The sequence below is a fragment of the Pseudomonas sp. zjy_15 genome (assembly GCF_043101865.1).
Classification (GTDB): Bacteria; Pseudomonadota; Gammaproteobacteria; order Pseudomonadales; family Pseudomonadaceae; genus Aquipseudomonas; species Aquipseudomonas putida_Y.
The window spans coordinates 1-26,863 of sequence record NZ_JBICII010000052.1; the positions used below are offsets into that span (position 1 = coordinate 1).

The 26,863-nt window shown below is 60.8% G+C and carries 24 protein-coding genes, 5 tRNA genes and 1 pseudogene; 11 read left to right on the plus strand and 19 right to left on the minus strand.

Going from position 1 to position 26,863, the window contains the following annotated elements; translation table 11 throughout:
• Nucleotides 1-44: 44 nt before the first annotated feature.
• Together cheR and ACF8EF_RS09770 are read right to left on the minus strand one after the other, a co-directional pair.
• Entirely contained in the window at nucleotides 45-872 is an 828-nt protein-coding gene (cheR, locus tag ACF8EF_RS09765) for a protein-glutamate O-methyltransferase CheR (protein ID WP_004575768.1), read from the minus strand.
• A gap of 52 nt (nucleotides 873-924) precedes the next feature.
• Nucleotides 925-1,854: a chemotaxis protein CheV gene (locus tag ACF8EF_RS09770; protein ID WP_339535012.1), complete on the minus strand. Its 930-nt coding sequence runs from the start codon at nucleotides 1,852-1,854 to the stop codon at nucleotides 925-927.
• 77 nt (nucleotides 1,855-1,931) lie between these two features.
• On the opposite strand from ACF8EF_RS09770, the gene flgA reads away from it, so the two are divergent.
• The 4 genes from flgA (at nucleotide 1,932) to ACF8EF_RS09790 (ending at nucleotide 4,503) form a co-directional block, all read left to right on the plus strand.
• A complete protein-coding gene (gene flgA, locus ACF8EF_RS09775) occupies nucleotides 1,932-2,684 on the plus strand; it encodes a flagellar basal body P-ring formation chaperone FlgA (protein WP_176685244.1) in 753 nt (250 codons plus the stop codon).
• A gap of 164 nt (nucleotides 2,685-2,848) precedes the next feature.
• Nucleotides 2,849-3,163 (plus strand): flagellar biosynthesis anti-sigma factor FlgM, encoded by a 315-nt coding sequence (flgM, locus tag ACF8EF_RS09780; RefSeq protein ID WP_279934548.1) that lies wholly within the window; start codon nucleotides 2,849-2,851, stop codon nucleotides 3,161-3,163.
• A gap of 49 nt (nucleotides 3,164-3,212) precedes the next feature.
• Nucleotides 3,213-3,680, plus strand: coding sequence for a flagella synthesis protein FlgN (locus ACF8EF_RS09785; RefSeq protein ID WP_176685242.1), 468 nt, complete (start codon nucleotides 3,213-3,215; stop codon nucleotides 3,678-3,680).
• 79 nt (nucleotides 3,681-3,759) lie between these two features.
• The gene (locus ACF8EF_RS09790; RefSeq protein ID WP_103462183.1) at nucleotides 3,760-4,503 is read left to right on the plus strand and encodes a flagellar brake protein; all 744 of its coding nucleotides are present in this window, start codon (nucleotides 3,760-3,762) and stop codon (nucleotides 4,501-4,503) included.
• Between the two features lie 93 nt (nucleotides 4,504-4,596).
• On the opposite strand, the gene ACF8EF_RS09795 is transcribed toward ACF8EF_RS09790, so the two are convergent.
• From ACF8EF_RS09795 to bkdR, 3 genes and pseudogenes are all read right to left on the minus strand, one after another.
• A complete protein-coding gene (locus tag ACF8EF_RS09795; RefSeq protein WP_176685241.1) occupies nucleotides 4,597-5,937 on the minus strand; it encodes an MFS transporter in 1,341 nt (446 codons plus the stop codon).
• A 132-nt stretch (nucleotides 5,938-6,069) separates the two neighbouring features.
• Nucleotides 6,070-7,311, minus strand: a pseudogene (locus ACF8EF_RS09800) (glutamine synthetase family protein).
• Nucleotides 7,312-7,541: 230 nt separating this feature from the next.
• Nucleotides 7,542-8,027: a Bkd operon transcriptional regulator BkdR gene (bkdR, locus tag ACF8EF_RS09805; protein ID WP_003254485.1), complete on the minus strand. Its 486-nt coding sequence runs from the start codon at nucleotides 8,025-8,027 to the stop codon at nucleotides 7,542-7,544.
• Between the two features lie 198 nt (nucleotides 8,028-8,225).
• Between bkdR and ACF8EF_RS09810 the strand changes: the two genes are divergently transcribed.
• From ACF8EF_RS09810 to lpdA, 4 genes are read left to right on the plus strand one after another with little or no spacing between them, the layout of a single operon-like run.
• Entirely contained in the window at nucleotides 8,226-9,458 is a 1,233-nt protein-coding gene (locus ACF8EF_RS09810; protein WP_176685240.1) for a 3-methyl-2-oxobutanoate dehydrogenase (2-methylpropanoyl-transferring) subunit alpha, read from the plus strand.
• A 1-nt stretch (nucleotide 9,459) separates the two neighbouring features.
• Complete coding sequence (locus ACF8EF_RS09815; protein WP_012051588.1) at nucleotides 9,460-10,518, plus strand: alpha-ketoacid dehydrogenase subunit beta; 1,059 nt, start codon at nucleotides 9,460-9,462, stop codon at nucleotides 10,516-10,518.
• Complete coding sequence (locus tag ACF8EF_RS09820; RefSeq protein ID WP_392460947.1) at nucleotides 10,519-11,790, plus strand: dihydrolipoamide acetyltransferase family protein; 1,272 nt, start codon at nucleotides 10,519-10,521, stop codon at nucleotides 11,788-11,790.
• Nucleotides 11,791-11,792: 2 nt separating this feature from the next.
• Nucleotides 11,793-13,172 carry a dihydrolipoyl dehydrogenase gene (gene lpdA / locus ACF8EF_RS09825; RefSeq protein WP_209967385.1) on the plus strand — a complete coding sequence of 460 codons (1,380 nt, stop codon included), beginning with the start codon at nucleotides 11,793-11,795 and terminating at the stop codon, nucleotides 13,170-13,172.
• A gap of 111 nt (nucleotides 13,173-13,283) precedes the next feature.
• On the opposite strand, the gene ACF8EF_RS09830 is transcribed toward lpdA, so the two are convergent.
• Nucleotides 13,284-14,282, minus strand: coding sequence for a diguanylate cyclase (locus ACF8EF_RS09830; protein WP_392529087.1), 999 nt, complete (start codon nucleotides 14,280-14,282; stop codon nucleotides 13,284-13,286).
• Between the two features lie 215 nt (nucleotides 14,283-14,497).
• Between ACF8EF_RS09830 and ACF8EF_RS09835 the strand changes: the two genes are divergently transcribed.
• Both ACF8EF_RS09835 and ACF8EF_RS09840 read left to right on the plus strand, forming a co-directional pair.
• Complete coding sequence (locus ACF8EF_RS09835) at nucleotides 14,498-15,025, plus strand: hypothetical protein (RefSeq protein WP_209969881.1); 528 nt, start codon at nucleotides 14,498-14,500, stop codon at nucleotides 15,023-15,025.
• Nucleotides 15,026-15,337: 312 nt separating this feature from the next.
• The gene (locus ACF8EF_RS09840; protein WP_392460949.1) at nucleotides 15,338-16,720 is read left to right on the plus strand and encodes an amino acid permease; all 1,383 of its coding nucleotides are present in this window, start codon (nucleotides 15,338-15,340) and stop codon (nucleotides 16,718-16,720) included.
• An 82-nt stretch (nucleotides 16,721-16,802) separates the two neighbouring features.
• Here ACF8EF_RS09840 and ACF8EF_RS09845 read toward each other — a convergent pair.
• The 3 genes from ACF8EF_RS09845 to ACF8EF_RS09855 form a co-directional block, all read right to left on the minus strand.
• Nucleotides 16,803-16,879 (minus strand) — tRNA-Arg (locus ACF8EF_RS09845).
• Nucleotides 16,880-16,990: 111 nt separating this feature from the next.
• The gene (gene phnN / locus ACF8EF_RS09850) at nucleotides 16,991-17,584 is read right to left on the minus strand and encodes a phosphonate metabolism protein/1,5-bisphosphokinase (PRPP-forming) PhnN (RefSeq protein ID WP_176685235.1); all 594 of its coding nucleotides are present in this window, start codon (nucleotides 17,582-17,584) and stop codon (nucleotides 16,991-16,993) included.
• Nucleotides 17,585-17,589: 5 nt separating this feature from the next.
• A complete protein-coding gene (locus ACF8EF_RS09855) occupies nucleotides 17,590-17,859 on the minus strand; it encodes a hypothetical protein (RefSeq protein ID WP_176685190.1) in 270 nt (89 codons plus the stop codon).
• 69 nt (nucleotides 17,860-17,928) lie between these two features.
• On the opposite strand from ACF8EF_RS09855, the gene ACF8EF_RS09860 reads away from it, so the two are divergent.
• The gene (locus tag ACF8EF_RS09860) at nucleotides 17,929-18,255 is read left to right on the plus strand and encodes an Arc family DNA-binding protein (protein ID WP_003254499.1); all 327 of its coding nucleotides are present in this window, start codon (nucleotides 17,929-17,931) and stop codon (nucleotides 18,253-18,255) included.
• Nucleotides 18,256-18,362: 107 nt separating this feature from the next.
• On the opposite strand, the gene mgtE is transcribed toward ACF8EF_RS09860, so the two are convergent.
• The 10 genes from mgtE to ACF8EF_RS09910 form a co-directional block, all read right to left on the minus strand.
• Entirely contained in the window at nucleotides 18,363-19,805 is a 1,443-nt protein-coding gene (mgtE, locus tag ACF8EF_RS09865; RefSeq protein ID WP_176685234.1) for a magnesium transporter, read from the minus strand.
• Between the two features lie 395 nt (nucleotides 19,806-20,200).
• Nucleotides 20,201-20,277 (minus strand) — tRNA-Arg (locus ACF8EF_RS09870).
• Between the two features lie 72 nt (nucleotides 20,278-20,349).
• Nucleotides 20,350-20,426 (minus strand) — tRNA-Arg (locus tag ACF8EF_RS09875).
• Between the two features lie 70 nt (nucleotides 20,427-20,496).
• Nucleotides 20,497-20,573: transfer RNA gene (locus ACF8EF_RS09880), tRNA-Arg, on the minus strand.
• Between the two features lie 106 nt (nucleotides 20,574-20,679).
• Nucleotides 20,680-20,770: transfer RNA gene (locus ACF8EF_RS09885), tRNA-Ser, on the minus strand.
• A 72-nt stretch (nucleotides 20,771-20,842) separates the two neighbouring features.
• Nucleotides 20,843-21,031: a carbon storage regulator CsrA gene (csrA, locus tag ACF8EF_RS09890; protein ID WP_003254503.1), complete on the minus strand. Its 189-nt coding sequence runs from the start codon at nucleotides 21,029-21,031 to the stop codon at nucleotides 20,843-20,845.
• 166 nt (nucleotides 21,032-21,197) lie between these two features.
• On the minus strand, nucleotides 21,198-22,433 hold the full coding sequence (locus ACF8EF_RS09895) for an aspartate kinase (protein ID WP_176685233.1): 1,236 nt from the start codon (nucleotides 22,431-22,433) through the stop codon (nucleotides 21,198-21,200).
• 102 nt (nucleotides 22,434-22,535) lie between these two features.
• Entirely contained in the window at nucleotides 22,536-25,160 is a 2,625-nt protein-coding gene (alaS, locus tag ACF8EF_RS09900) for an alanine--tRNA ligase (protein WP_176685232.1), read from the minus strand.
• 384 nt (nucleotides 25,161-25,544) lie between these two features.
• On the minus strand, nucleotides 25,545-26,552 hold the full coding sequence (astE, locus tag ACF8EF_RS09905) for a succinylglutamate desuccinylase (RefSeq protein WP_176685246.1): 1,008 nt from the start codon (nucleotides 26,550-26,552) through the stop codon (nucleotides 25,545-25,547).
• Between the two features lie 10 nt (nucleotides 26,553-26,562).
• Nucleotides 26,563-26,853, minus strand: coding sequence for a topoisomerase II (locus tag ACF8EF_RS09910; RefSeq protein WP_003254508.1), 291 nt, complete (start codon nucleotides 26,851-26,853; stop codon nucleotides 26,563-26,565).
• Nucleotides 26,854-26,863: the final 10 nt, after the last annotated feature.

A 26,863-nucleotide genomic window follows, 5' to 3' on the forward strand; every position in this document is an offset into this window, starting at 1 on the left:
CGGCAAACAAAAAGGCCGGCATCTCTCGATACCGGCCTTTTTGCTTACTTGGCCTGGTAGATGATCCCCGGGCTGCACTGCACCATCTGGTAATGGTCCGGCAAGCCGTTCAGCGCTTCCGAGGCGCCGAGGAACAGGTAACCACCGGGCTTGAGGGTACTGTGAATGCGCAGCAGGATGTCCTTCTTCACCTGCGCCGAGAAATAGATCAGCACATTGCGGCAGAACACGATATCGAACTTGCCCAGACTGGCATAGCTGTCGAGCAGGTTGAACGAGCGGAACTCGACACGGCTGCGAATCGCTGGCTTGACCGCCCAGCGCCCCGGTCCCTTGGGGTCGAAGTAGCGCTGCAAGCGCTCCTGGGACAAGCCGCGGGCAATCGCCAGGCTGTCATATTCGCCAGTCTTGCAGTTGGTCAGCATGGTGCCGGAGAGGTCGGTGGCGACGATCTGCGCCCCCATCTTCAACTGGCCGAGGTTGCTGCGCTCGAACTCATCGATCGCCATCGAGATGGAATACGGCTCCTGCCCCGACGAACAGGCCGCCGACCACATGCGCAGTCGCTGGCCGGGGTTGTTGCGAATGAACTCGGGGATAACCTTGTTCTTCAGCACTTCGAACGGATAGGTGTCGCGAAACCACAGGGTCTCGTTGGTGGTCATGGCATCGACCACCTGCTCGCGCAAGCCGCCGCGCGGCTGGGCCTGAATGCGCTGCACCAGCTCACCCAGGCTCTTGATGCCCTGTTGTTCCATCAGCTTGTTGAGACGGCTGGAAACCAGGTACTGCTTATTCTCGCCCAGCAGGATGCCACAGGCTTTCTCCAGGAAGACCCGGAACTGTTCGAAATCCAAATTACCCGTAGACACTACTGCCGCCTCTTTTCAATCACTGGTGCCGAGGGGCATGCCCCCGGCTGCTTCAATGCGCTGCCTTGATCCGGTCGACCACCCGTTGGGCCAGGTCGTCCGGCTTGAACTTGGCCAGGAAGTCATCGGCGCCGACCTTCTTGACCATTGCCTGGTTGAACACCCCGGAAAGCGAAGTATGCAGGCAGATGTGCAACTTTTGCATGCGCGGATCGCTGCGAATCTCCGCCGTTAGCGTATAGCCGTCCATTTCCGGCATTTCAATGTCCGAGATCATCATCAGGAACTCTTCTTCCGGCTTTTTGCCCTCATCCACCAGCTGACGCAGGTAGTTCAGCGCCTGACGACCATCATTGAGCGCCACCACCTCGACCCCTACGGTCTGCAGGCAACGGCTGACCTGCTTGCGCGCCACCGACGAGTCGTCGACGGTCAGCACCCGCATCAATACCGCCTTGTCCTGCACCTCGGCATCGATCACACCGGCCGATACCGACTCGGACGACGGCGACACTTCGGCCAGCACCTTCTCCACATCGATGATCTCGACCATGCGGCTGTCCACCCGGGTGACCGCAGTCAGATAGTGGTCACGGCCGGTCCCCTTGGGTGGTGGATGAATCTCTTCCCAGTTCATGTTGACGATGCGCTCCACCGAATGCACCAGGAAGCCTTGGGTCTTGGTGTTGTACTCGGTGATGATCACGAAGCTGTTGCGTGTGTCTTCCTGCAGCGGCCGCAACCCGGTGGCCATCGACAAGTCGAGGATCGGGATGGTCGCCCCGCGAATATTGGCAACGCCACGCACCACAGGGTGCGCCTTGGGCAGCAAGGTCAGCGCAGGGCATTGCAGTACTTCCCTGACCTTGAACACATTGATGCCGTAAAGCTGTTCGCCATTGAGGCGGAACAGCAGCAATTCCAGGCGATTCTGCCCCACCAGCTGCGTGCGCTGGTTGACCGAATCCATAACACCCGCCATGCCAGACTCCTTAACGTTTCAGCCTTTCGTTGCAACTCAGGTAGCGAGTCGGCACGGGCTTTGCTTTTTTGAGTGTCATGCACACGAAAACGACATTTTCCCGACGATTGACACGCCTGCTGACTGGCCCGCTGGCCACGCTGTGCCTGCTGATGCCCGGCGTTCGCACGGTAGCGGACGCGTTCACCTTGCCTGAACAGCTTATCGGTGTCACCCAAGGGTTTCTTGAATTCACCGTTGAAGATTACCTGTCCACCACCCAGACTGCCGGCCGCTATGAAATCCAGGTCAACCCGCTGGACCCACGGTTGCGCATGCCATTGTGCAGCCAGCAGCTGGACGCCTCGCTGGAAAGCCCGGCCAAGCCACTGGGCCGGGTGACGGTAAGGATACGCTGCAACGGCGCAGCACCGTGGACGGTATTTGTACCGGCCACCGTGCGACTTTTCCGCGACGTGGTAGTGGTAACCCGCCCGCTCAAGCGCGACAACACGGTCGGCGAAGGTGACGTGGCCCTGCGCGAGCGAGACGTCGGCACCCTGGGCCAGGGCTTTCTGACCGAGCTGGACCAGGCGGTGGGCATGAAGATGCTGCGCCCCACGGTGATCGACCAGGTGCTCACCCCGCAACACCTGGAACAGGCCGAGGTGGTTCGCAAGGGTGACCATGTGGTGATCATTGCCCGCAGTGGCAGCCTGAGCGTGCGCATGCCGGGCGAAGCCCTGAGCAAAGGCGGCCTGAGCGAGCAAATCCGGGTACGCAACCTCAACTCCAAACGCGTGGTCAAGGCCAGGGTTACCGGGCCTGGCCAGGTCGAGGTCAGTATGTAGGCCAACCACCAGATTGCGCTGGCAGTGAGGAACCGCTTTTCCTAAACTGTGTCAGAACACGGGTTCGCGGGCTTGCCGACAGGCGGCAGTGCATTTGTGCCTAAAGTTTATATCGGGTTGGCCGAAAACAAGGCAAGCGTCCAAATACCCAGAGGTTTCTGATCATGGTCATCGACTTCAGTCGTTTGAATAACTCTCCGTCCGTCACGGGCGGCGTGCGCGGCAATACCGCGTCCGGCAGCGCCGAAAAACCGGCAGCCAGCCAGGAAGCGACAAGCGCCACCAGCGCCAGCGGAGAAGCGGTACACCTCAGCCAGGAGGCCCAGCAGTTGCAGAAGATCAGCGACAAGCTGCGCGACGAGCCGGTGGTCAACAGCGCCCGCGTGGCCGAGTTGAAACAGGCAATCGCCGACGGCAGCTACCAGGTCGATGCCAGCCGGGTCGCCAGCAAACTGCTTGATTTCGAAGCCCAGCGCTGACCGTACGGCGCGCTGACTTCACGGACGCTAGAAAAGCCAAGAGTTAGCCATGCACGACACCACCTTGCTGCAACTGATCGAAGATGACATTGCCCCGATGCAGGAACTGCTTGACCTTCTGCACAAGGAAGCAATCGCCCTGCATGGCCGCGACATGCCGCTGCTGGAGCAAATCCTGGCGCGCAAGCAGTCGTTGATCATCTTGCTCGAGCAGCACGGCCAGCGCCGCAGCCAATTGCTCGGCAGCCTGGGCCTGAGTGCCGACCGCACCGGTGTGCAGGCTGTAGCCGCGCAGTCACCCCATGGTGATGTGATGCTGCAGCGGCTCGACATGCTGTCGCAACTGATGGACGACTGCCAGCAGGTCAACCAGACCAATGGCCGGATCATCCAGGTGCAGCAACAGGTCACCAACAACCAGATCCGCATCCTTCAGGGCGGCGATTCGCCCTCACTCTACGACAGCCGTGGCAGCACCTCGCCTCTGGCCAAGCCGCGTGCGCTCAGCCAAGTGTGATTTTTCTATCAAGGCACAGAACATAGTGGCAAAATGCCGTTACTTGCGTGTGTCGCTTTTGCCTGGAGAACGATAAGCTGTGTTCAATGAATCCGATGCCCCGCAGCCACCCAAGGTGTTGAGCACCCCCTTGGAGATTGCGGCCAACTTGCGGCAGCTGCAGGAAAGCCACGACCCCCTGATCATCACCTTCCACGACCGCAGCCAGCGCTTCCAGAGCTATGTGGTGCGCGTGGACCGCGAAAGCAACACCCTGGCGCTGGACGAGATGATCCCCCGTGACGGCGAGAAATTCATCGAGAACGGCGAGCACTTCCGCGTCGAAGGCTTCCACGATGGTGTACGCATCGCCTGGGAATGCGATCACGAGCTGAAAATCAGCGAAGTCGACGGCCACCGCTGCTACAGCGGCGCCCTGCCGCAAGAGATGACCTACCACCAGCGCCGCAACGCCTTCCGCGCCGCGCTGAAGCTATCGCAACTGGTCGACATCATCCTCGACGGGGCTCACCTCAAGGGCAACGGCGCCATGCGAGGCAAGCTGCTGGATATCTCGGCCACCGGCTGCAAACTGCGCTTCGAAGGCAATGTCGAAGACCGCTTGCAACTGGGCCAGGTGTATGAGCGTTTCAAGGCGGGCAACCCGCTGGGCCTGGTGGATACCATGGTCGAACTGCGTCATCTGCACTATGAAGAGCGCATCAACACCACCTTTGCCGGCGTGCGCTTCCACAACCTGAGCGGGCAGGCTCAACGCAAGATCGAGAGTTTCGTGTACCAGCTGCAGCGTGAGGCGCGGCGGTTCGACAAGGACGATTATTGATCGTCGGTCGGTAAAACAGAAAACGCCACCTGCTGAGGTGGCGTTTTCATTTGTGTTTCTGCTGGGCTGGCCTCTTCGCGGGTAAACCCGCTCCTACACCGACTTGCTGACCTCTTCAGGTTCAGGCGCGTGTTGCTGCGCGCCCTTCTCTTCATCCTCGGTGTCTTCAGCCGCCACCGGCGCCTGCATCACGTCCTGCACGGTCTGCTCATCCACCCGCGGGTCCAGCGCCGCCGACAACGGCGAACCGGCCGCCGGCATCGCCACGTGGCCCAGCGGTGCATCCTGTACCTGATGCAGGCCGGTAACCGCTTTCGGCCGAATGCGCCAGACCAGCACCAGGGCAAAGAATACGAAGAAGGCATACAGCATCTGCGCACCCAATACCTTCATCAGAACCCCTGCCGCCAGCGGACCGACACATGCACCCACACCGTAGGTCACCAACAGCATCGCCGTCAGCGATACCCGGCGCTCGCTTTCAACGTGGTCATTGGAGAAGGCAACCGCCAGCGGGTACAGGCAGAACTGCAGCAACGAGATCAGGAAGCCGATACCAAACAGCAACTCCAGCGGCACACTGGGCAGTATTGCCAATGGCGCAGCAGCCAGTGCCAGCCCCACCGCCACGCTACGAATCAGCACGGCCCGGTCATAACGGTCAGACAACCAGCCCAGCGGCCACTGCACCAGCAGGCCGGCAAAAATGCAGCTACCCATGAACAGACCGATCTGTTCGGTACTCATGCCCTGGCTTGACGCATATAAAGGCGCCAGACCGTAGAACGAGCCGACAATCAGGCCCGAGCCCAACACCGTACTGAGCGACTGCGGCACACGCTTGATGAAGAACTTCGGCTCCATCGGTGCCGGGCGCAAGGGCGCCGGGTGAATACGCCGGGTCATCGCCACGGGCACCAGGCACAGGGCAAAGCACATCGCCACCAGCATCAGCAACTCAGGGCCGAGCTGCGGGTGCACCACCAGGATCAACTGGCCAAGCACCAGCCCCAGGTACGAGGCAATCATGTAACCGCTGAACACCGCGCCCCGGTGTTTCACATCGGCCTGCTCATTGAGCCAGCTCTCGATGACCATGTATTGGCACATCATCCCCAGGCCGACGATCATGCGCAGCCCGACCCAGGCCGGCAGCCAGCTGGTCAGGCCATGACCGAGCACCGCAGCGCCGACGATACCGGCACAGGTGGCATAGGCGCGTATGTGCCCTACCCGCCCGATCAGCCGGTGGCCAACCTTGCCGCCAACCGCCAGGCCAAAGTAGTTGGCCGCCATCAAAGCACCCACCCACAGGCTGTCGACATGGTCGGCAGCCAGGCGCAGGGCCAGGTAGGTGCTGAGCAGGCCTGAGCCGATCAACATCATCAGCGCGGCGAAATACAACGACTGAAACGGCTTCCATACATTTCGCATACGTCCCGTGGAGCTCCCTGGTCAGGTGGCAGTTTTGGGTGCTAGCAGCATAAATGCAAAAACCGCCTGGCGCAGGCCCCCCGACAGCTATTTGGCTGTGCGGGGGCGTGCCCGGTGCAGGTTGTGTCGCGCTCAGGCCTGTGCCGCCAGCACCCGGCGCTCCCACGGCGTGATCTCGTCGAAGAAATCGCTCAGCTCAAGGGTCTTGCTGGCGATGTAGCCTTCGATGAACTCGCTGCCGAACAGTTCCCGCGCCAGCGTGCTGCGCTCGAGCCTTTCAAGGGCCGCGTGCAGCGTGCACGGCAGGCTCAGGTGCTCGGGCACCTCGAATTCGCCCTGGATGGCCGGCGATGGCTGCAAGCGCTGCTCGATGCCATGCAGCCCGGCGGCCAGGCTGGCAGCAATGGCCAGGTACGGGTTGGCATCGGCGCCAGGCAGGCGGTTTTCCACCCGTCGCGCGACCGGCGCACTGGCCGGAATGCGCAATCCAGCAGCACGATTGTCCTAGGACCAGCATGCATTGTTCGGCGAGGCATAGGGGTGGCACAGACGCTGGTAGGAATTGACGTTGGGCGCGAACAGGGCGGTGAAGTCGGCCATGCACGCCTGCAACCCGCCGATGAAATGGTGGAAGGTGTCTGTCGGCAGGCCTTGTTTGTCACTGAACACGTTACGCCCGCTGCTGGCCTCGACCAGGCTCTGGTGAATATGCATGGAGCTGCCGGGCGTACGCGCCAGCGGCTTGGCCATGCAGACCACCGTCAGCCCGTGCTTGAGCGCCACTTCCTTGAGCAGGTGCTTGAACAGGAAGGTCTGGTCGGCCAGCAGCAGCGGGTCGCCATGCAGCAGGTTGATCTCGAACTGGCTGACACCCATTTCATGCATGAAGGTGTCACGTGGCAGGCCGAGCGCGGCCATGCAGTGATACACCTCCTTGAAGAACGGGCGCAGGCCGTTGTTGGAACTGACACTGAACGCCGAATGGCCCAGCTCGCGGCAGCCATCGCTGCCTACAGGCGGCAGGAACGGTTGCTGCGGGTCGGTGTTGGGGGCAAAGACGAAGAACTCCAGCTCGGTTGCCAATACCGGCGCCAGGCCCAGTGCCGCATAGCGGGCTATCACGGCCTTCAGCTGGCCCCGGGTGGACAGTGCCGAGGGCCGGCCATCCAGCTCGTTGGCATCGCAGATGGCCAAGGCGCGGCCGTCATCGCTCCAGGGCAGGCGGTGGACCTGCCCGGGTTCGGCCACCAGTGCCAGGTCACCGTCGTCACTGCCGTAGAATTTCGCTGGTGGATAACCGCCCATGATGCATTGCAGCAGCACGCCCCGGGCCATCTGCAGACGACGGCCTTCGAGGAAGCCTTCGGCGGTCATCACCTTGCCGCGCGGGATGCCGTTGAGGTCGGGGGTGACGCATTCGATTTCATCGATGCCCTGGAGCTGAGCGGTGCTCATGACGCTTGTCCTTGTTGTTGTAGGCTGACAACAACATAGGCTGCGGGTGTTTAAAATATCAAGCAGCCCATTGGGTGGCTGTGCCGGCCTCTTCGCGGGTGAACCCGCTCCTACAGGTGGATGCAATCCTTGTGCCGGCGCCGCCCCCCCTACTCCCGCAAGGTCATGCCATTGGCCGGCAACGGCAACGCCGTCTTGTAGCGCACCTGCTTCAGGGCAAAGCTCGAACGAATATTGGCTACCCCTGGCAAGCGCGTCAGGTAATCGAGAAACCGCTCCAGCGCCTGGATGCTGGGCAATAGCACCCGCAACAGGTAATCCGGGTCGCCCGTCATCAGGTAACACTCCATCACCTCGGGCCTTTCGGCAATTTCTTCCTCGAAGCGATGCAACGACTGCTCCACCTGTTTTTCCAGGCTGACATGGATGAACACGTTCACATCCAGCCCCAGCACCTCCGGCGACAGCAAGGTCACCTGCTGGCGGATCACCCCCAGCTCTTCCATGGCCCGCACCCGGTTGAAACAAGGTGTGGGCGACAGGTTCACCGAGCGTGCCAGCTCGGCATTGGTGATGCGGGCGTTCTCCTGCAGGCTGTTGAGAATGCCGATATCGGTACGATCGAGTTTGCGCATGAGACAAAATCACCGGTTTTTTGTGTTTATGCGGAATGTTTATCTGCCCCGCTCGGTAAAGGCAATCAACTTGAGAGAAAAATTCTCCTGCCGGGCCACTAAGATGTAAGTGACGCTGACTTACCAGTCACAAGCCGGTACTCAGCGGCGGCCGCTTCAGAGCTCACAAAAACAAATACCCGAGCGAGCGTAAAAAGCATGAACGAGTACGCCCCCCTGCGTTTGCATGTGCCCGAGCCCACCGGCCGGCCAGGCTGCCAGACCGATTTTTCCTACCTGCGCCTCAACGATGCAGGTCAGGCCCGTAAACCCGCTATCGATGTCGATGCTGCCGACACTGCCGACCTGTCCTGCAGCCTGGTCCGCGTGCTCGACGAGCAAGGCGACGCGCAAGGCCCGTGGGCCGAGGACATCGACCCGCAGATCCTTCGCCAAGGCATGCGCGCCATGCTCAAGACGCGGATCTTCGACAGCCGCATGGTGGTTGCCCAGCGCCAGAAGAAGATGTCCTTCTACATGCAAAGCCTGGGCGAAGAAGCCATCGGCAGCGGCCAGGCGCTGGCCCTGAACCGCACCGACATGTGCTTCCCGACCTACCGCCAGCAAAGCATCCTGATGGCCCGCGACGTGTCGCTGGTCGAGATGATCTGCCAACTGCTGTCCAACGAGCGCGACCCCCTCAAAGGCCGCCAGTTGCCGATCATGTACTCGGTGCGCGAAGCCGGCTTCTTCACCATCAGCGGCAACCTGGCGACCCAGTTCGTGCAGGCGGTCGGCTGGGCCATGGCCTCGGCGATCAAGGGCGATACCAAGATCGCCTCGGCGTGGATCGGTGACGGCGCTACTGCCGAGTCGGACTTCCACACCGCCCTCACCTTTGCCCACGTGTACCGTGCCCCGGTCATCCTCAACGTGGTCAACAACCAGTGGGCCATTTCCACCTTCCAGGCCATCGCCGGTGGCGAGTCGACCACCTTTGCCGGCCGTGGCGTGGGTTGCGGTATTGCTTCGCTGCGAGTTGACGGCAACGACTTCGTCGCCGTTTACGCCGCCTCGCGCTGGGCTGCCGAACGCGCCCGCCGTGGCCTGGGCCCAAGCCTGATCGAGTGGGTCACCTACCGTGCCGGCCCGCACTCGACGTCGGACGACCCCTCCAAGTACCGCCCTGCCGATGACTGGAGCCACTTCCCGCTGGGTGACCCGATCGCCCGCCTGAAGCAGCACCTGATCAAGATCGGCCACTGGTCCGAGGAAGAACACCAGGCCACCACGGCCGAACTCGAAGCTGCCGTGATTGCCGCGCAGAAAGAAGCCGAGCAGTACGGCACCCTGGCCAACGGGCATATCCCGAGCGCCGCCTCGATGTTCGAGGATGTGTACAAGGAGATGCCCGAACACCTGCGCCGTCAACGCCAGGAACTGGGGGTTTGAGATGAACGACCACAACAACAGCATAAACCCGGAAACCGCCATGGCCACCACTACCATGACCATGATCCAGGCCCTGCGCTCGGCCATGGATGTCATGCTTGAGCGCGACGACAATGTGGTGGTGTACGGCCAGGACGTCGGCTACTTCGGCGGCGTGTTCCGCTGCACCGAAGGCCTGCAGAACAAGTACGGCAAATCGCGCGTGTTCGATGCGCCCATCTCCGAGAGCGGCATTGTCGGTACCGCCGTGGGCATGGGCGCCTATGGCCTGCGCCCGGTGGTGGAAATCCAGTTCGCCGACTATTTCTACCCGGCCTCCGACCAGATCGTCTCCGAGCTGGCCCGCCTGCGTTACCGTTCGGCCGGCGAATTCATCGCCCCGCTGACCCTGCGCATGCCTTGCGGCGGCGGCATCTATGGCGGCCAGACTCACAGCCAGAGCCCGGAAGCGATGTTCACCCAGGTGTGCGGCCTGCGCACCGTCATGCCGTCCAACCCTTATGACGCCAAAGGTCTGTTGATTGCCTCGATCGAATGCGACGACCCGGTAATCTTCCTGGAGCCCAAACGCCTGTACAACGGCCCGTTCGATGGTCACCACGACCGCCCAGTAACGCCGTGGTCCAAGCACCCGCACAGCGCCGTGCCCGACGGCTATTACACCGTACCGCTGGACAAGGCCGCCATTACCCGCCCTGGCAATGACGTGACCGTGCTGACCTACGGCACCACGGTGTACGTGGCCCAGGTGGCCGCCGAAGAAAGCGGCGTCGATGCCGAAGTGATTGACCTGCGCAGCCTATGGCCGCTGGACCTGGACACCATCGTCGAGTCGGTGAAGAAGACCGGCCGTTGCGTGGTGGTGCACGAGGCCACCCGTACCTGCGGCTTCGGTGCCGAACTGGTGTCGCTGGTGCAGGAGCACTGCTTCCACCACCTGGAGGCGCCGATCGAGCGCGTCACCGGCTGGGACACCCCCTACCCTCACGCACAGGAATGGGCTTACTTCCCCGGCCCTTCGCGGGTAGGTGCGGCACTGAAAAAGGTCATGGAGGTCTGAATGGGCACGCACGTCATCAAGATGCCGGACATTGGCGAAGGCATCGCGCAGGTCGAGTTGGTGGAATGGTTCGTCAAGGTCGGCGACATCATCGCCGAGGACCAGGTGGTGGCCGACGTCATGACCGACAAGGCCACCGTGGAAATCCCTTCGCCGGTCAGCGGCACAGTGCTGGCCCTCGGTGGCCAGCCCGGTGAAGTGATGGCGGTCGGTAGCGAACTGATCCGCATCGAAGTGGAAGGCAGCGGCAACCATGTGGATGTGCCTCAGCCAAAGCCGGTAGAGGCCCCGGCTGCCCCGATTGCAGCACAGCCGCAACCGCAGAACGATGTAAAACCCGCCGCGTACCAGGCGCCCGCCAACCATGAAGCTGCGCCCGTCGTGCCGCGCCAGGCGGGCGACAAGCCGCTGGCTTCGCCGGCCGTGCGCAAACGCGCCCTGGATGCCGGCATCGAACTGCGTTATGTGCATGGCAGCGGCCCGGCCGGGCGTATTCTGCACGAAGACCTCGACGCCTTCATGAGCAAGCCGCAAAGCACTGCCGGGCAAACACCTGATGGCTATGCCAAGCGCACGGACAGCGAGCAGGTGCCAGTGATCGGCCTGCGCCGCAAGATCGCCCAGCGCATGCAGGACGCCAAACGCCGTGTCGCACACTTCAGTTATGTCGAGGAAATCGACGTCACCGCCCTGGAAGCCCTGCGCCAGCAACTCAACAGCAAGCATGGCGACAGCCGTGGCAAGTTGACCTTGCTGCCGTTCCTGGTTCGCGCTCTGGTCGTGGCGCTGCGTGACTTCCCGCAGATCAACGCGACCTACGACGACGAAGCGCAGATCATCACCCGCCATGGCGCGGTGCACGTGGGCATTGCCACCCAAGGTGACAATGGCCTTATGGTACCCGTACTGCGCCACGCCGAAGCGGGCAGCCTGTGGGCCAATGCCGGCGAGATTTCACGCCTGGCCAACGCCGCACGTAACAACAAGGCCAGTCGCGAGGAGCTGTCCGGCTCGACCATCACCCTGACCAGCCTTGGCGCCTTGGGCGGCATTGTCAGCACGCCGGTGGTCAACACCCCGGAAGTGGCAATCGTCGGGGTCAACCGCATGGTCGAACGGCCAGTGGTGATCGACGGCCAGATCGTCGTGCGCAAGATGATGAACCTGTCCAGTTCGTTCGACCACCGCGTGGTCGATGGCATGGACGCCGCACTGTTCATCCAGGCCGTACGCGGCCTGCTCGAACAGCCCGCCTGCCTGTTCGTGGAGTGAGCATGCACCAGACTATCCAAACGACCCTGCTGATCATCGGCGGCGGCCCTGGCGGTTATGTGGCTGCCATCCGCGCCGGGCAACTGGGCATTCCTACCGTACTGGTCGAAGGCCAGGCACTGGGCGGCACCTGCCTGAACATCGGCTGCATTCCGTCCAAGGCCCTGATCCATGTGGCCGAGCAGTTCCACCAGACTTCGCGCTTTGCCGGGGCGTCCGAGCTGGGCATCAGCGTAGCCTCGCCGCGCCTGGACATCGGCCAAAGCGTGGCCTGGAAGGACGGTATCGTCGACCGCCTGACCACTGGTGTTGCCGCCTTACTGAAAAAGCACGGGGTCAAGGTAGTACATGGCTGGGCCAAGGTGCTCGACGGCAAGCAGGTCGAGGTCGATGGCCAGCGCATCCAGTGTGAGCACCTGTTGCTGGCCACCGGCTCCAGCAGTGTCGAACTGCCGATGCTGCCGCTGGGTGGCCCGGTGATTTCCTCGACCGAGGCCCTGGCACCGAAAGCACTGCCGCAACACCTGGTGGTGGTCGGCGGTGGCTATATCGGCCTGGAGCTGGGCATTGCCTATCGCAAGCTGGGTGCACAGGTGAGTGTGGTGGAAGCGCGTGAGCGCATCCTGCCGACCTACGACAGCGAATTGACCGCCCCGGTGGCCGAGTCGCTGAAAAAACTGGGCATAGCTCTGCACCTGGGCCACAGCGTCGAGGGCTACGAAAATGGCTGCCTGCTGGCCAGCGACGGCAAGGGCGGGCAACTGCGCCTGGAGGCCGACCAGGTACTGGTGGCCGTGGGCCGCCGGCCACGCACCCAAGGCTTCAATCTGGAATGCCTGGACCTGAAGATGAACGGCGCCGCCATTGCCATCGACCAGCACTGCCAAACCAGCATGCGCAACGTCTGGGCCATTGGCGACGTGGCTGGCGAACCGATGCTGGCGCATCGGGCCATGGCCCAGGGCGAAATGGTCGCCGAGATCATCGCCGGCAAGGCACGCCGCTTCGAGCCGACTGCGATTGCCGCCGTGTGCTTCACCGACCCGGAAGTGGTGGTGGTCGGCAAGACCCCGGAACAAGCCAGCCAGCAGGGCCTGGACTGCATCGTCGCGCAATTCCCGTTTGCCGCCAACGGCAGGGCCATGAGTCTCGAATCGAAAAGCGGTTTTGTGCGGGTGGTGGCGCGGCGTGACAACCACTTGATCCTGGGCTGGCAGGCGGTTGGCGTGGCGGTTTCCGAACTGTCCACAGCGTTTGCCCAATCGCTGGAGATGGGCGCGCGCCTGGAAGATGTGGCCGGCACCATTCATGCCCACCCCACGTTGGGTGAAGCGGTACAGGAAGCCGCGCTGCGCGCCTTGGGCCACGCCTTGCATATCTGACACTGAAGCGGCCGAGGCCGATTTGGCCCGCTGCGCCGAGAGGCGCTGCGGGTCTTTTTTCATTCAGGCCATGTAACGTTCCAGAAAACAGCGCCCTCTCCGAGGGGCGCGCTACTCGGCAATTGCGTTCTTGCCTGCCCCCTTGGCCCTGTATAGCGCCTTGTCGGCACGCGCCAGCAGCGCGTGCTGATCCTCCCCTTCCAGCCATTGCACCACGCCATAGCTCATGGTCAGCCGACAATCACCCACCGGCTCCACCTGCTCCAGCACCTGGCGCAAGCGCGCTGCCACCTCCAGCGCCTCCCCCAACGCGGTCTGCGGCAGCACGATGACGAACTCGTCGCCGCCCCAGCGCGCCAGCAGGTCCAGTTCGCGCAAGCAGGTGCGCAGGTTTTCGGCCACCCGCACCAGCGCCGCATCGCCACGGGCGTGACCGTAGCGGTCATTGATCGGTTTGAAATCATCCATGTCCATGGCAATCAGCGACAACGGCTGGCGGAAGCGCTGGGCGCGCTGGCACTCCAGCTGCAATGCGCTCTCCAGCCGGTAACGGTTGGCGACGCGGGTCAACGCATCGCGTTCGGCCAGTTCACGGTTTTCGTCCAGTTGCCGCTGCAACTGCTGGTTCACCCAGGACAACTCGCGAGTGCGTTCGGCCACCTGAAACTCCAGCGACTGGTTCTTCTGTTCCAGTTGAGCCACCAAGCGCTTGCCAGCGTCGATATTGCGATACGCACCCAGCATGCGCGCCACGGAACCGTCCTCGTTATGCGCGATGATGTAGCCGCTGTCTTCGATCCAGATGTAGCTGCCATCCTGACAACGGCAACGGTATTCAATGCGGTAGCGCTCGTTGCGCTGATTGATATAGGCCTCGAAATGCGCCATTACCCGTGGGTAGTCTTCAGGATGGATCACGCTTTCCCAGGTAAATACCGAGTTGGCCATGGAATGGCTGGCATACCCCAGCATGCTGTACCAGCCCGGATTGCGATAAACGTAGCCGGTATTGGCATTCCAGTCCCAGATGCCATCGCTGATCAGATCGAACAAGGTGTGCAACTGCTGTTCACTGAAGCCGGCAGGTACCGGCCTGGTTTCTTGACTCATGGACACTCTCCCTGATGCCCAGCAACTGCGCTCCGATCAAGGGGCTGCCGACAGTGGTGGTAATTGCCGCAGGCGGCAAGATCATGCCTGACACGGGCAAGCATATGCCCGCTCGCGTGTAACGGAAATAGCGCAAAAGCCCTGATTTCGACCGGCACAGCGCTGGCATGGCTTTTGCGCTGGGTACCTGCCAACGAGATTTCCAAGGAGGAAACATGATAATCGCCCATAACGGCGTGAGCTGGCAGCCCACGCTCCATCAGCCTCGGCACGCCAGCGATGAGCAGGCAGTGGCCCAGATTGCGCCTGTCCGCACGCCAATATCCACCGCCAACACGGCAAGCCAACAGCAGAACGGAGGCAGTACCGCTCAGCAAAACGCTGAGGATGCTCGTGCAGAAGCCTTTGCCAAATTCAAGGTGATGCTGCAAAACCTGGGTTCAGCGACCACCGATCCGGTCATCGGAGAACCACTGCCGCCCAAGACTGCCCGGCAGGAATTTCATGACTTCATGTCCAAGTCGCCTGGCGAGATGATCAAGGAAAAGCTGCTGCGTGAAATAGGCCTGACCGAAGAAGAGTACGACGCCCTGCCGCCAGAAATGAAAGCAAAAGTCGACGAATTGATTGCCCAGCGCATGAAAGAAGACATCGAGCGCAAGATGGAGGAGAAAGCGCAAGAGCAGGTCGCCAAGGTGGATGGCGGCCAGGATGAAGAGCAACAAGCGGCAAGCCCGGCATGAGGGAGTGGCAGCGCTCGACTGGTATAGCGCCGCGGTTCGTCCAAGGCTCCCCGACCTGACCGGTTTGAAGGCGTCAGGTGGCGTCGATATTCAGGTGGTGCATGGCTTCGTCAACTGCACCGCTATCGGCGCCATCACCGGCCTCAGGAAAAATCGGCAGGATGTTGTGCAGAGAATTCGTTTGAGGTCCTTGGCCTTATTGTCCAGGGTGGCAGGCTGGTAGCTATTTGCCACGCGTGGACGCAGGCGCATGACGATGCCTGCGTTGGGGGACGATGTCGGATCCCTCCAAAAATAAGAGAGGACAAGGAAATGCAATCCAACAGTTTGAAGCAAAGCCTCAAGCAGCGGCATATCACCATGATCGCGCTGGGTGGGGTGATCGGTGCAGGCCTGTTCATGGGCTCGGGCTCACTGATCGCATCGGCAGGGCCCGCGGCCATACTGTCGTATTTCATTGGTGGCCTGGTGGTCACCCTGGTCATGTTCATGCTGGGCGAAATGGCCTGCCGCAACCCGGATGCAGGGTCGTTCTCGACCTACGCCAACACCTACCTCGGCGACTGGGCAGGGTTTGCGGTCGGCTGGCTGTACTGGTTCAAGTCGATGATGACCATCACCCTGGAAGCGGTACTGCTGGGTGCCATCCTGCATGACTTCCTGCCCTGGCTGCCGATCTGGGCAGGCGCCTTCCTGATGCTGGTGACACTCATGGCCAGCAACGCCTACTCGGTACGCTCGTTTGCCGAAGTAGAGTACTGGCTGGCCGCGATGAAGGTCGCCACCATCCTCATCTTCATGCTGCTGGGCGTCACGATCCTGCTCGGCCTGCACAGTGAGATTCCCGCCCCCGGCCTGGTCAACCTCACCGCCCATGACGGTTTCATGCCCAACGGCCTGTCACCGGTGATGGCCGGCGTTATCGTGGTGATCTTCTCACTGGGCGGCAGCGAAATTGCCGCTGTGGCCGCGGGTGAATCAGAGAACCCCCGACAGAACGTGATCCGCGCAATCAAGAGCGTGATCCTGCGTGTGATGCTGTTCTATGTGGGTTCCGTGTCGATCCTGATCCTTTGCCTGCCCTGGACCGACAAGGCCAACCTGGCCTCGCCCTATGTTTCGCTGTTCAGCCTGGCCGGGTTCGGTGGTGCTGCAGTGGCCATGAAACTGGTGCTGTTCGTCTCGTTCATGTCGGTCATGAACTCGTTCATGTTCTCCAACTCGCGCATGCTGTTCTCGCTGAGCCAGCGCGGTCACGCGCCCAAACTCTTCTCGCGCACCAGTGCCAAGGGCGTACCGATCAATGCACTGCTGCTGAGCCTGTCGATCTGCACGATGATCCTGACCGTGCACTTTGTCAGTGGCGGCGACCTTTTCATGACCTTGGCCAAGAGTACCGGCAGCCTGGTCATGGTCGTATGGATCTTCATCATCATCGCTCACGTGGCCATGCGCAGGAAAACCCGCCACGAAGCGGTCGCCCCAAACGCCTTCCGTGCCTGGCTGTTCCCCTACACCAATATCATTGCGCTGTTCGCCTTGCTGGCAGTCATCGACACCCAGGCGTTCGACCCAGCATCGCGTTTCCAGTTCTGGTTCACGGTGCTGACGGTACTGCTGGTGGTGGCGGGGTACTTCCTGATGCGCCAGCGGCTGGCATCAAGCGCGGCGTTAGCCCACGGACGTGATGCATGACAGCGCTGGCCGAGCGCAGGTGCTGTCAACAGCAGCACGGCGGCAACAAAGGCGACGGAGACAATGATGGGAATGACGAGAATGGCGTCCCAGGCAGGAATTGAACCTGCAACCTTCCCCTTAGGAGGGGGATGCTCTATCCAATTGAGCTACTGAGACGCTACGACCGGCAGCGAGCGCTGCACAGCGGGATGGCCAGCATGTTAACCAGCATGCTGGCGTTTGTCATGCCTGAACTGGGCTTTTTCGCGTAATCCTTTTCTGCGGCTGCTATCCTCGCGGTAGCACGCCCTGATTGCGCAGCAGCGAAAGGAATGCAGCGACCGCCGCCTCCAGTGTGGAAGAATTATCCAGCACATGTACCGACGGGTCGGCTGCAGCCTGCAAGCGTGCGCTGCGCGCCAGGCGCTGCTCTACTTCTTCTGTGGTTTCACGGCCCCGGGCCAGCAAGCGCTGGCGCAGCACCTCAGGCTTGACCTGGACCAACACGACCAACAAGTCCGGATAGCGCTCACGGGCCTCTGCCAGATAAGCCCGTGAGCCATTCACCAGCACCGCCCTTCCCGCCGCCAACCACTGATCCACCTGCCGGGGTATGCCATAGTCCAGGCCATTGGCCCGCCAGTGCATGGCAAAAGCACCTTGCGCACGCAGGGTATCAAACTGCTCGGGCGTGACCCCTTGGGCGGCTTCGCCTTTGGCTTCGGCCGAACGGGTGATGACCCGGCGGGCAATTTCTACCCCCGAGACGGCCAGTTGCTCACGCAAAGCGTCGATCAGGGAATCTTTCCCGGAACCCGACGGCCCAACCAGAAATATCAACCGGCCTTTCCCTGATCGGCGGTCGCTTGCGTCATGTTGCATAGCCACTATGCTCTATGGAGGGAACCGGCGCATTCTAGGGTTTTTCCGGGCATTTTTCTGCGTTTTACCAATTGTTGACGGCAAAAGACTGACGGCCAGGCTAGCCAGAGCATGTGAAACTTTTCAAACCAGTGCTCATTTCTGATAATTGGTACTGGCATAAAGCCTTTATCCGGCTCACTATTTGTCACATAATTGACGCCAAGCAAACGGCGACCTTGAGGCAAGATGAGCATCCATTTTTCACTGGCGGTTGAACATTTTGTCGTCGCCACGGTCGTACTTCCATCCCGTGCGGCCAATTTGAGAACCGCTTCCCCTGAACTAAACTCCGGTCAATTTATATGCGCCCAATGAAACAGGCTATTTATTCGAGCCGCACCGCTGACAAGTTCGTCGTCCGCCTGCCAGACGGAATGCGTGAGCGCATTGCCGAGGTAGCGCGCAACCACCACCGCAGCATGAACTCCGAGATTATCGCACGCCTGGAACAGAGCCTTATCCAGGAAGGTGCGCTGGGTGACGAGCTGAGCATGCGCCTGGACAGCCCCGAACTGTCCCTGCATGAGCGCGAGTTGCTGCAGCGTTTCCGCCAACTGTCCCACCGCCAGCAGAACGCTCTGGTCGCCCTCATCGCTCACGATGTGGAAATGGCCGCAGACGCCTCCTGAGGCCTGCACCAAACACAAAAAAGCCAGCGTAAGCTGGCTTTTTTGTGGGCGACTGACTGGCAGCAAACACATGTCCCTGCGGGATTGTTCCCACAGGGAGGATCGGCTTACAACAGGAACACCGTGGCCAGCCCAAGGAAGATGAAGAAACCACCGCTGTCGGTCACAGCAGTGATCATCACGCTCGCCCCCATCGCAGGGTCTCGCCCCAAACGGGCCAATGTCATCGGGATCAGCACGCCCATCAGCGCCGCCAGTAACAGGTTCAAGGTCATCGCTGCGGTCATCACCACCCCCAGCGACCAACTGCCATACAGCCAGAAAGCCACCGCACCGATCACTCCACCCCAAACCAGGCCGTTGATCAGCGACACCGCCAACTCCTTGCGCATCAAGCGACTGGTATTGCCTGGCGACACTTGGTCCAGGGCCATGGCGCGGACGATCATGGTGATAGTCTGGTTACCAGAGTTGCCACCAATACCCGCCACGATCGGCATCAACGCAGCCAACGCCACCAGCTTTTCAATCGAGCCTTCGAACAACCCGATCACTCGCGAAGCAACAAAGGCGGTAATCAGGTTGATGGCCAGCCACGCCCAACGGTTGCGTAACGAACGCCAGACCGAGGCGAAAATATCCTCCTCTTCACGCAGACCCGCCATGTTGAGGACTTCGCTCTCGCTCTCCTCACGGATCAGGTCGACCATTTCGTCGATGGTCAGACGGCCGATCAGGCGTTCGCTCTTGTCCACCACCGGGGCGGATACCAGGTCATAACGCTCGAAAGCCTGCGCTGCATCGTAGGCATCTTCCTCGGGCTGGAAGGAGACAGGGTCGGTCGCCATGACCTCCGCCACCTTCTTTTCCGGGTCGTTGACCAGCAGGCGCTTGATCGGCAATACCCCTTTGAGGATGCCGTCGTAATCGACCACGAACAATTTGTCGGTGTGGTTGGGCAGTTCTTTCAGGCGGCGCAGGTAGCGCAGAACCACTTCCAGGCTGACGTCTTCGCGGATGGTGACCATCTCGAAGTCCATCAACGCACCGACCTGCTCCTCGTCGTAGCTCAGCGCCGAACGTACCCGTTCGCGTTGCTGGGCATCGAGCGTTTCCATCAGCTCATGAACAACGTCACGCGGCAGCTCTGGGGCGAGGTCGGCCAGCTCGTCGGCGTCCATCTCCTTGGCGGCAGCCAGCAGCTCGTGATCGTCCATGTCGGCGATCAGCGATTGGCGAACCGAATCGGAAACTTCCAGCAGGATGTCGCCATCGCGCTCCGAGCGCACCAGCTGCCAGACCGTCAGGCGATCTTCCAGGGGCAAGGCTTCGAGGATGTAGGCGATGTCGGCGGGGTGCAGGTCATCGAGCTTGCGCTGCAGCTCGACGAGGTTCTGGCGGTGGACCAGGTTTTCCACCAGGTCGTTGTGCGCGCCTTCCTGGCGATGGGTCAGGTCTTCGACCATGCGCTGGCGCTGCAGCAGTTCGACCACCTGGGCCAGGCGATCCTGCAGGCTTTCTTGCGCTTTTTTAACTTCTACTTCGGTCATAGGCGAACTCCACTCCCAGCAGCGGAGCACGCCGAGGGAATCAATCGGTCAGATCTTTCTGTATGAATCTTGTTAGCGAGTAACTACTGGGTAAGTCCATGGTGGTTTTCCACAAGCCCCGGCGGGGCTGACGGGCGCAATCATACACTGCTAAAGCTGTCAGATCGCTTAAATTTTTGGCCAGAACAATCGTTTGCGTGATAAAGCTGGGACAACGCTCGAAGCTATCAGTGCGACGGTTGTTATGGATGGGAAAGCACATTCGATTTTTGAGGCCGCGCAGCGGCTCCAAACTACACCGCAATCATTACAGAAGAGCGTAGATCGACATGATCAAGAATTCATTGGCGCACAACAAAAAGCCCGCTCTATTGAGCGGGCTTTTTGAGGGGGTGTGGCGGACTCAGGAGGATTCGAACCTCCGACCGCTCGGTTCGTAGCCGAGTACTCTATCCAGCTGAGCTATGAGTCCGTGGTGGTAGTTTTAGACCAGGTTACCACTGGTTGACTGAAGTAGCTTTGCAAGCATAACCACTTCAAAAAGTGGCGGACTCAGCAGGATTCGAACCTGCGACCGCTCGGTTCGTAGCCGAGTACTCTATCCAGCTGAGCTATGAGTCCGCATTGGTATTTTTAGACCAGATTACCACTGGTTGTTTGAAGCAGCTTCTAAGCAAAGCCACTTCAAAAGTGGCGGACTCAGGAGGATTCGAACCTCCGACCGCTCGGTTCGTAGCCGAGTACTCTATCCAGCTGAGCTATGAGTCCGTGTCTTGCCGCGCATTATAGGTCGCTGAAACATTTTTGCAAGAACTTTTTCGTTTAAAATCAACTACTTAGCGTTCTTACCGTTTACAGCGCCCTAAGCGAATAATGGCGGTGAAGGGGGGATTCGAACCCCCGATACCCTTATGAGGTATACTCCCTTAGCAGGGGAGCGCCTTCGGCCACTCGGCCACCTCACCGCAACACGAGGCGAATATTAAAGAACCTCTTTCACCTTTGCAACCCTTTTTTTGAAAAAAACTTCAAAAAAATTAAAGGCTTGGCTCTTCATCCTTCTCCTTCTTGATCCGCAGGTAGATTTCCTCGCGGTGAACTGCCACTTCTTTCGGGGCGCTCACGCCAATACGCACCTGGTTGCCTTTGACGCCAAGCACCGTCACGGTGATCTCGCCGTCTCCAATGATCAGGCTCTCGGCGCACCGACGAGTCAGAATCAACATAGCTTTCTCCTTACGCAAAACATTCAGGGGTAACAGTCTTGGATATCGGGCCAGGTCGCGGACGACAACCATGGCCCCGGTTACTCACCGCACAGGGCAGGACAGGGCCTGCGTGGCGAGCAGAAACGCGAAGGGCGCGGCAAGCCGCGCCCTTCCAGGCAGCGCCTTACTCGCCCTGTCGGGCAGGAGCATCCAGCTCGAACGCGGTATGCAGCGCGCGTACGGCCAGCTCCAGGTACTTCTCTTCGAGCACCACCGAAACCTTGATCTCGGAAGTGGAGATCATCTGGATGTTGATGCTCTCCTTGGCCAGGGCTTCGAACATGCGGCTGGCAACACCGGCGTGCGAACGCATGCCAACGCCAACGATCGAGACCTTGGCGATCTTGGTGTCGCCGATCACTTCACGGGCACCGATCTCGCGCGCAGTGTTTTCCAGCACGCTCTGAGCCTTCTCGTACTCGTTGCGGTGCACGGTGAAGGTGAAGTCGGTGGTGTTATCGTGAGCAACGTTCTGCACGATCATGTCGACCTCGATGTTCGAAGCGCTGATCGGGCCGAGGATCTTGAAGGCCACGCCCGGGGTATCCGGCACGCCGCGAATGGTCAGCTTCGCTTCATCACGGTTGAAGGCGATACCGGAAATGATCGGCTGTTCCATGGATTCCTCTTCATCAATGGTAATGAGGGTACCCGGACCCTCCTTGAAGCTGTGCAGCACGCGCAGCGGAACGTTGTACTTGCCGGCGAACTCCACCGAGCGGATCTGCAGCACCTTGGAACCGAGGCTGGCCATTTCCAGCATCTCTTCGAAGGTGATCTTCTCCAGGCGACGAGCCTGTGGCACGACGCGCGGGTCGGTGGTATAGACGCCATCGACATCAGTGTAGATCTGGCACTCATCAGCCTTCAGCGCCGCCGCCAGGGCCACGCCGGTGGTATCAGAGCCACCACGACCCAGGGTAGTGATGCTGCCGTGCTCGTCGACGCCCTGGAAGCCTGCAACCACGACCACGCGACCTTCCTTGAGGTCGGCACGAATCTTCTGGTCGTCGATTTGCAGAATGCGCGCCTTGTTGTGCGAGCTGTCGGTGAGAATACGCACCTGGTTGCCGGTGTAGGACACCGCTGGCACACCACGCTTGATCAAGGCCATGGTCAGCAAGGCAATGGTGACCTGCTCACCGGTCGACACGATCACGTCCAGTTCACGAGGAACCGGCTGATCGGTAATCTGCTTGGCCAGGTCGATCAGACGATTGGTTTCACCGCTCATGGCCGACAGCACAACCACCAGGTCGTCGCCCGCTTCACGGTGCTTCTTGACCTTTTCGGCTACCTGCTCGATCCGCTCGATGGAACCGACAGAGGTGCCGCCAAATTTCTGTACGATCAACGCCATTTCAATGGTGCCTCAGCCCATACAGGGCCCCAAAAAACAATCCAACATGAAGGGGTGGACGGGATTGGCCTGTGTGGCCACTAGACCATCCACCCCTTCATCTCAAAGTCCCTGCTCTGCGAATGGCACGGCCAGCGCCAGGGCCTGGTCCAGGGCAGCGACGTCGACGCCACCACCTTGGGCCATGTCCGGACGGCCACCGCCCTTGCCACCCACCGCCGCAGCGGCTTGTTTCATCAGATCGCCAGCCTTGAGTTGGCTGGAGAGGTCCTTGGTCACGCCGGCCACCAGCACAACCTTGCCCTCATGCTCACTGCCCAGCAGGATCACTGCGTGGCCGAGCTTGTTCTTCAGCTGATCGACCAGGGCCAGAAGGGCCTTGCCATCCTGCCCATCCAGGCGGGCGGCGAGGACCTTGGCACCCTTGACCTCAACAGCCGCGTTGGAGAGATCGTCCCCGGCGGCGCTGGCGGCCTTGGCCTGCAGCTGTTCCAGCTGCTTCTCCAGCTGGCGGTTGCGCTCAAGCACAGCCGACAGCTTGTCGATCAGGTTGTCGCGGTTACCTTTCACCAGTTGTGCGGCTTCCTTGACCTGCTCTTCGGCAGCGTTCAGGTAAGCCAGCGCAGCGGCACCGGTTACGGCTTCGATACGGCGCACGCCAGAGGCCACGCCGCTTTCGCTGATGATCTTGAACAGGCTGATGTCACCGGTGCGCTTGGCGTGGATACCGCCGCACAATTCCACCGAAAAATCGCCGCCCATGCTCAGCACACGCACGGTGTCGCCATATTTCTCGCCGAACAGCGCCATTGCACCTTTGGCCTTGGCAGTTTCGATGTCGGTCAGTTCGGTTTCAACGGCAGTGTTCTTGCGCACTTCGCGGTTGACGATGTCTTCCAGCGCCTTGATCTGCTCTGGCTTCACCGCCTCGAAGTGACTGAAGTCGAAACGCAGGCGCTGGCTGTCGACCAGCGAGCCCTTCTGCTGTACATGCTCGCCCAGCACCTGGCGCAGCGCTTCGTGCAGCAGGTGAGTGGCGGAGTGGTTCAACGAGGTAGCGTGTTGCACCTCTGCATCGACCTTGGCCTCGACTGGCGAACCGATCACCAGCGCGCCGCTGGCAACCACGCCGTGGTGCAGGAAGGCACCGCCGGTCTTGGTAGTGTCGCGTACGTCAAAGCGTGCAGCGCCAGCCTGCAGGAAGCCGGTGTCGCCAATCTGGCCGCCGGATTCGGCGTAGAACGGTGTGCGGTCGAGCACGACCACGCCCTGCTCGCCTTCACCCAGCTGGTCGACGGACTGGCCGTCCTTGTACAAGGCGATGATCTTGCCCTGGCCTTCAGTGGCATCGTAGCCGAGGAACTCGGTGGCGCTGTCGACCTTCACAAGGCTGTTGTAATCCATGCCGAAGGCGCTGGCGGAACGGGCACGCTCACGCTGGGCGTCCATTTCACGCTCGAAGCCGGCTTCGTCGATAGTCAGCTCACGCTCACGCGCGATGTCGGCAGTCAGGTCCATCGGGAAGCCATAGGTGTCGTACAGCTTGAACACCACGTCGCCCGGTACCACGTCGCCTTTCAGCTGGGCCAGGTCCTGCTCGAGGATGCGCAGGCCCTGCTCCAGGGTTTTGGCGAACTGCTCTTCTTCGGCCTTGAGCACCCGCTCGATGTGCGCTTGCTGGCTCTTCAGCTCTGGGAAGGCTTCGCCCATTTCAGCGGCCAGTGCGGCAACGATCTGGTAGAAGAAGCTGCCCTTGGCGCCCAGCTTGTTGCCATGACGGCAAGCGCGGCGAATGATGCGGCGCAGCACGTAGCCACGGCCTTCGTTGGACGGCAGCACGCCATCCGCAATCAGGAAACCGCACGAACGGATGTGGTCTGCGACCACTTTCAGCGAGGCCTGGCCGTCATTGCTGCAACCGATGGCCTTGGCTGCGGCAGCCAGCAGGTTCTGGAACAGGTCGATCTCGTAGTTCGAATGCACGTGCTGCAGCACGGCGCTGATGCGCTCCAGGCCCATGCCGGTGTCCACCGACGGCGCTGGCAGCGGGTGCAATACACCGTCGGCGGTGCGGTTGAACTGCATGAAGACGTTGTTCCAGATCTCGATGTAGCGGTCACCGTCTTCTTCTGGCGAACCGGGTGGGCCGCCCCAGATATCCGCGCCGTGATCGTAGAAAATCTCGGTGCACGGGCCGCACGGGCCGGTATCGCCCATGGTCCAGAAGTTGTCGGAGGCGTACGGGGCGCCCTTGTTATCGCCGATGCGCACCATGCGCTCGGCCGGCACGCCGACTTCCTTGGTCCAGATGTCGTAGGCTTCGTCGTCGGTGGCGTAGACGGTGACCCAGAGCTTTTCTTTGGGCAGGTTCAGCCACTGCTCAGAGGTCAGGAAGGTCCAGGCGAAGGTAATGGCGTCGCGCTTGAAATAGTCGCCGAAGCTGAAGTTACCCAGCATTTCGAAGAAGGTGTGGTGACGCGCGGTGTAACCGACGTTTTCCAGGTCGTTGTGCTTGCCACCGGCACGCACGCACTTCTGGCTGCTGACAGCACGCGTGTAGGCGCGCTTCTCCGCACCGAGGAAGCAGTCCTTGAACTGGTTCATGCCTGCGTTGGTGAACAGCAGGGTCGGGTCGTTGTTCGGGATCAGCGAACTGGAGGCGACTCGGGTATGTCCCTGCTCTTCGAAGAAGCGAAGGAAGGCTTCACGGATTTCTGCGCTTTTCATAGGTTCTTCCACGGAAACGGCGGCCCTGTTGGGCAAACGCGTCGACGAAACGACGGCAAAGGGCCGCATTATATCGGTCCTGCAGTCTCGATGCAGTGTGTTTATACGATAGAAGCCATCGTTTGGACGGTTTTTCGGGCTACGCAAACGAAAACGACATGACCGGATGCTAAATCCTGTGTTTCGCCACTGGCAAGCCAATTACCGCTCAAGGGAAGGGAAAATGGAACAGGCGGTGAATTAAAAGGTTTTCATCATGGACAGGATCCGAAATCGTGTCGCCTGCTTCGCGGGTAAACCCGCTCCTACGGGCACGGCGCCACATTGAGACCTTGCACATATCTCGTAGGAGCGGGTTCACCCGCGAAACAGGCGACACCGGTCTCACCCCAGGTGCTGCCCCGAATCCGGCACGATCAGAATGCCGGCGCGCAAGCCATTCTTGACCTTGGGGTTGGGGAAGATGATGCGTGCGCCCTCCTCCTCGACCACCCAGCGCATCTCGGCCAGGTCTTCAGCCAGCAGGTAACCCTTGCTCAGCTCGGAGAAGTTTTCGATGTCCGCCGGCAGGTGCAGATGGAAACTGTCGCTGTGCTTGATGACTTCTCGGGAAACCCTGAACAGTTGCAGGCCATCCAGCGAACTTTCGTCCTCTGGCTCGGTAGCCTCGATGATGCGGACCAACCGCTCTTCGAGCTTGTCGAGGTTGACCTGCTCGTTCTGGCCGAACGGACGGGCCTTGCCCAGCTCCAGGGTGAAGGCTTCAGCCTCAAGCTGTTCGTAGGTGAATGCGCTGAAGGTGATGGACGACTTGCTTTGCAGCAACACCGCTTCCATACCTGCCGCCGCCAGGCGCGCCAGTTCGCGACGGGAGTGCTTGCGCCCCTCTTTATAAGGGTACAAGGCGAATTGCTCGATCTTAGAACCGCGGATGGCAGTATGCAGGTCGTAATGCAGGCGATTGCGCCCCGGTTTGCTGAAAAACACCCGGGCAAACTGCTCCAGCTCGGCAGCACGCAATGCTTCGAAGCCGCTGGACAGCTCATGGCGGCCATTGAACAAGCGGTTGATGTCCTGTTCGATAAAGCGCTCACCCTTGCGGATCGCTGGCGGGTTGCCGAACAGGAACAGCACTCTAGCCCTGGGTTTGATCTTGCCGTTGGCCACGCCGTGCAGCAGCCGCTCGAGCAATTCGATCGGCGCTGTTTCGTTGCCATGAATGCCGGCGGACAACAGCAAGTCCAGCCCGCAGTCTTCGCTTTCGGCCGGACGCACTTCGAGCGCGCCCTCCCCCAGCCACCGCAAACGCGCGCCCTTGGGTGTCACTTGGGTCTTCTCGGCCGGTTCGTGATCGGTGAGGGTCAGCTCAAGCAATTTGCCAAGGGCGAGCATAGGTGCTTCCTTAGTGGTGGTGACCGCAGTCAGGGCCATGAACGTGATCGTCGTCTTCGCCAAGCTCTGCCGGTTCCATTTCCAGCTGCAGGCTGACCAGGTTGGTGGCCATCGGGCGTAGCAGCAAGTTGGCATACTCAGTGTCGTCTTCCTCGACATCCACACCGATCAGCAGCTGGCCACGGCCATCCTGCTGAATCCACACTTCCTTGCCTTGCCAGACCACAGCAAAGCGGGTGCAGGAAGTTTCCAGCTGGGTGCCGTCTTCATCTTCGAGGATCAGGCGCAAGGCGTCGGTCATTACAGAGTCT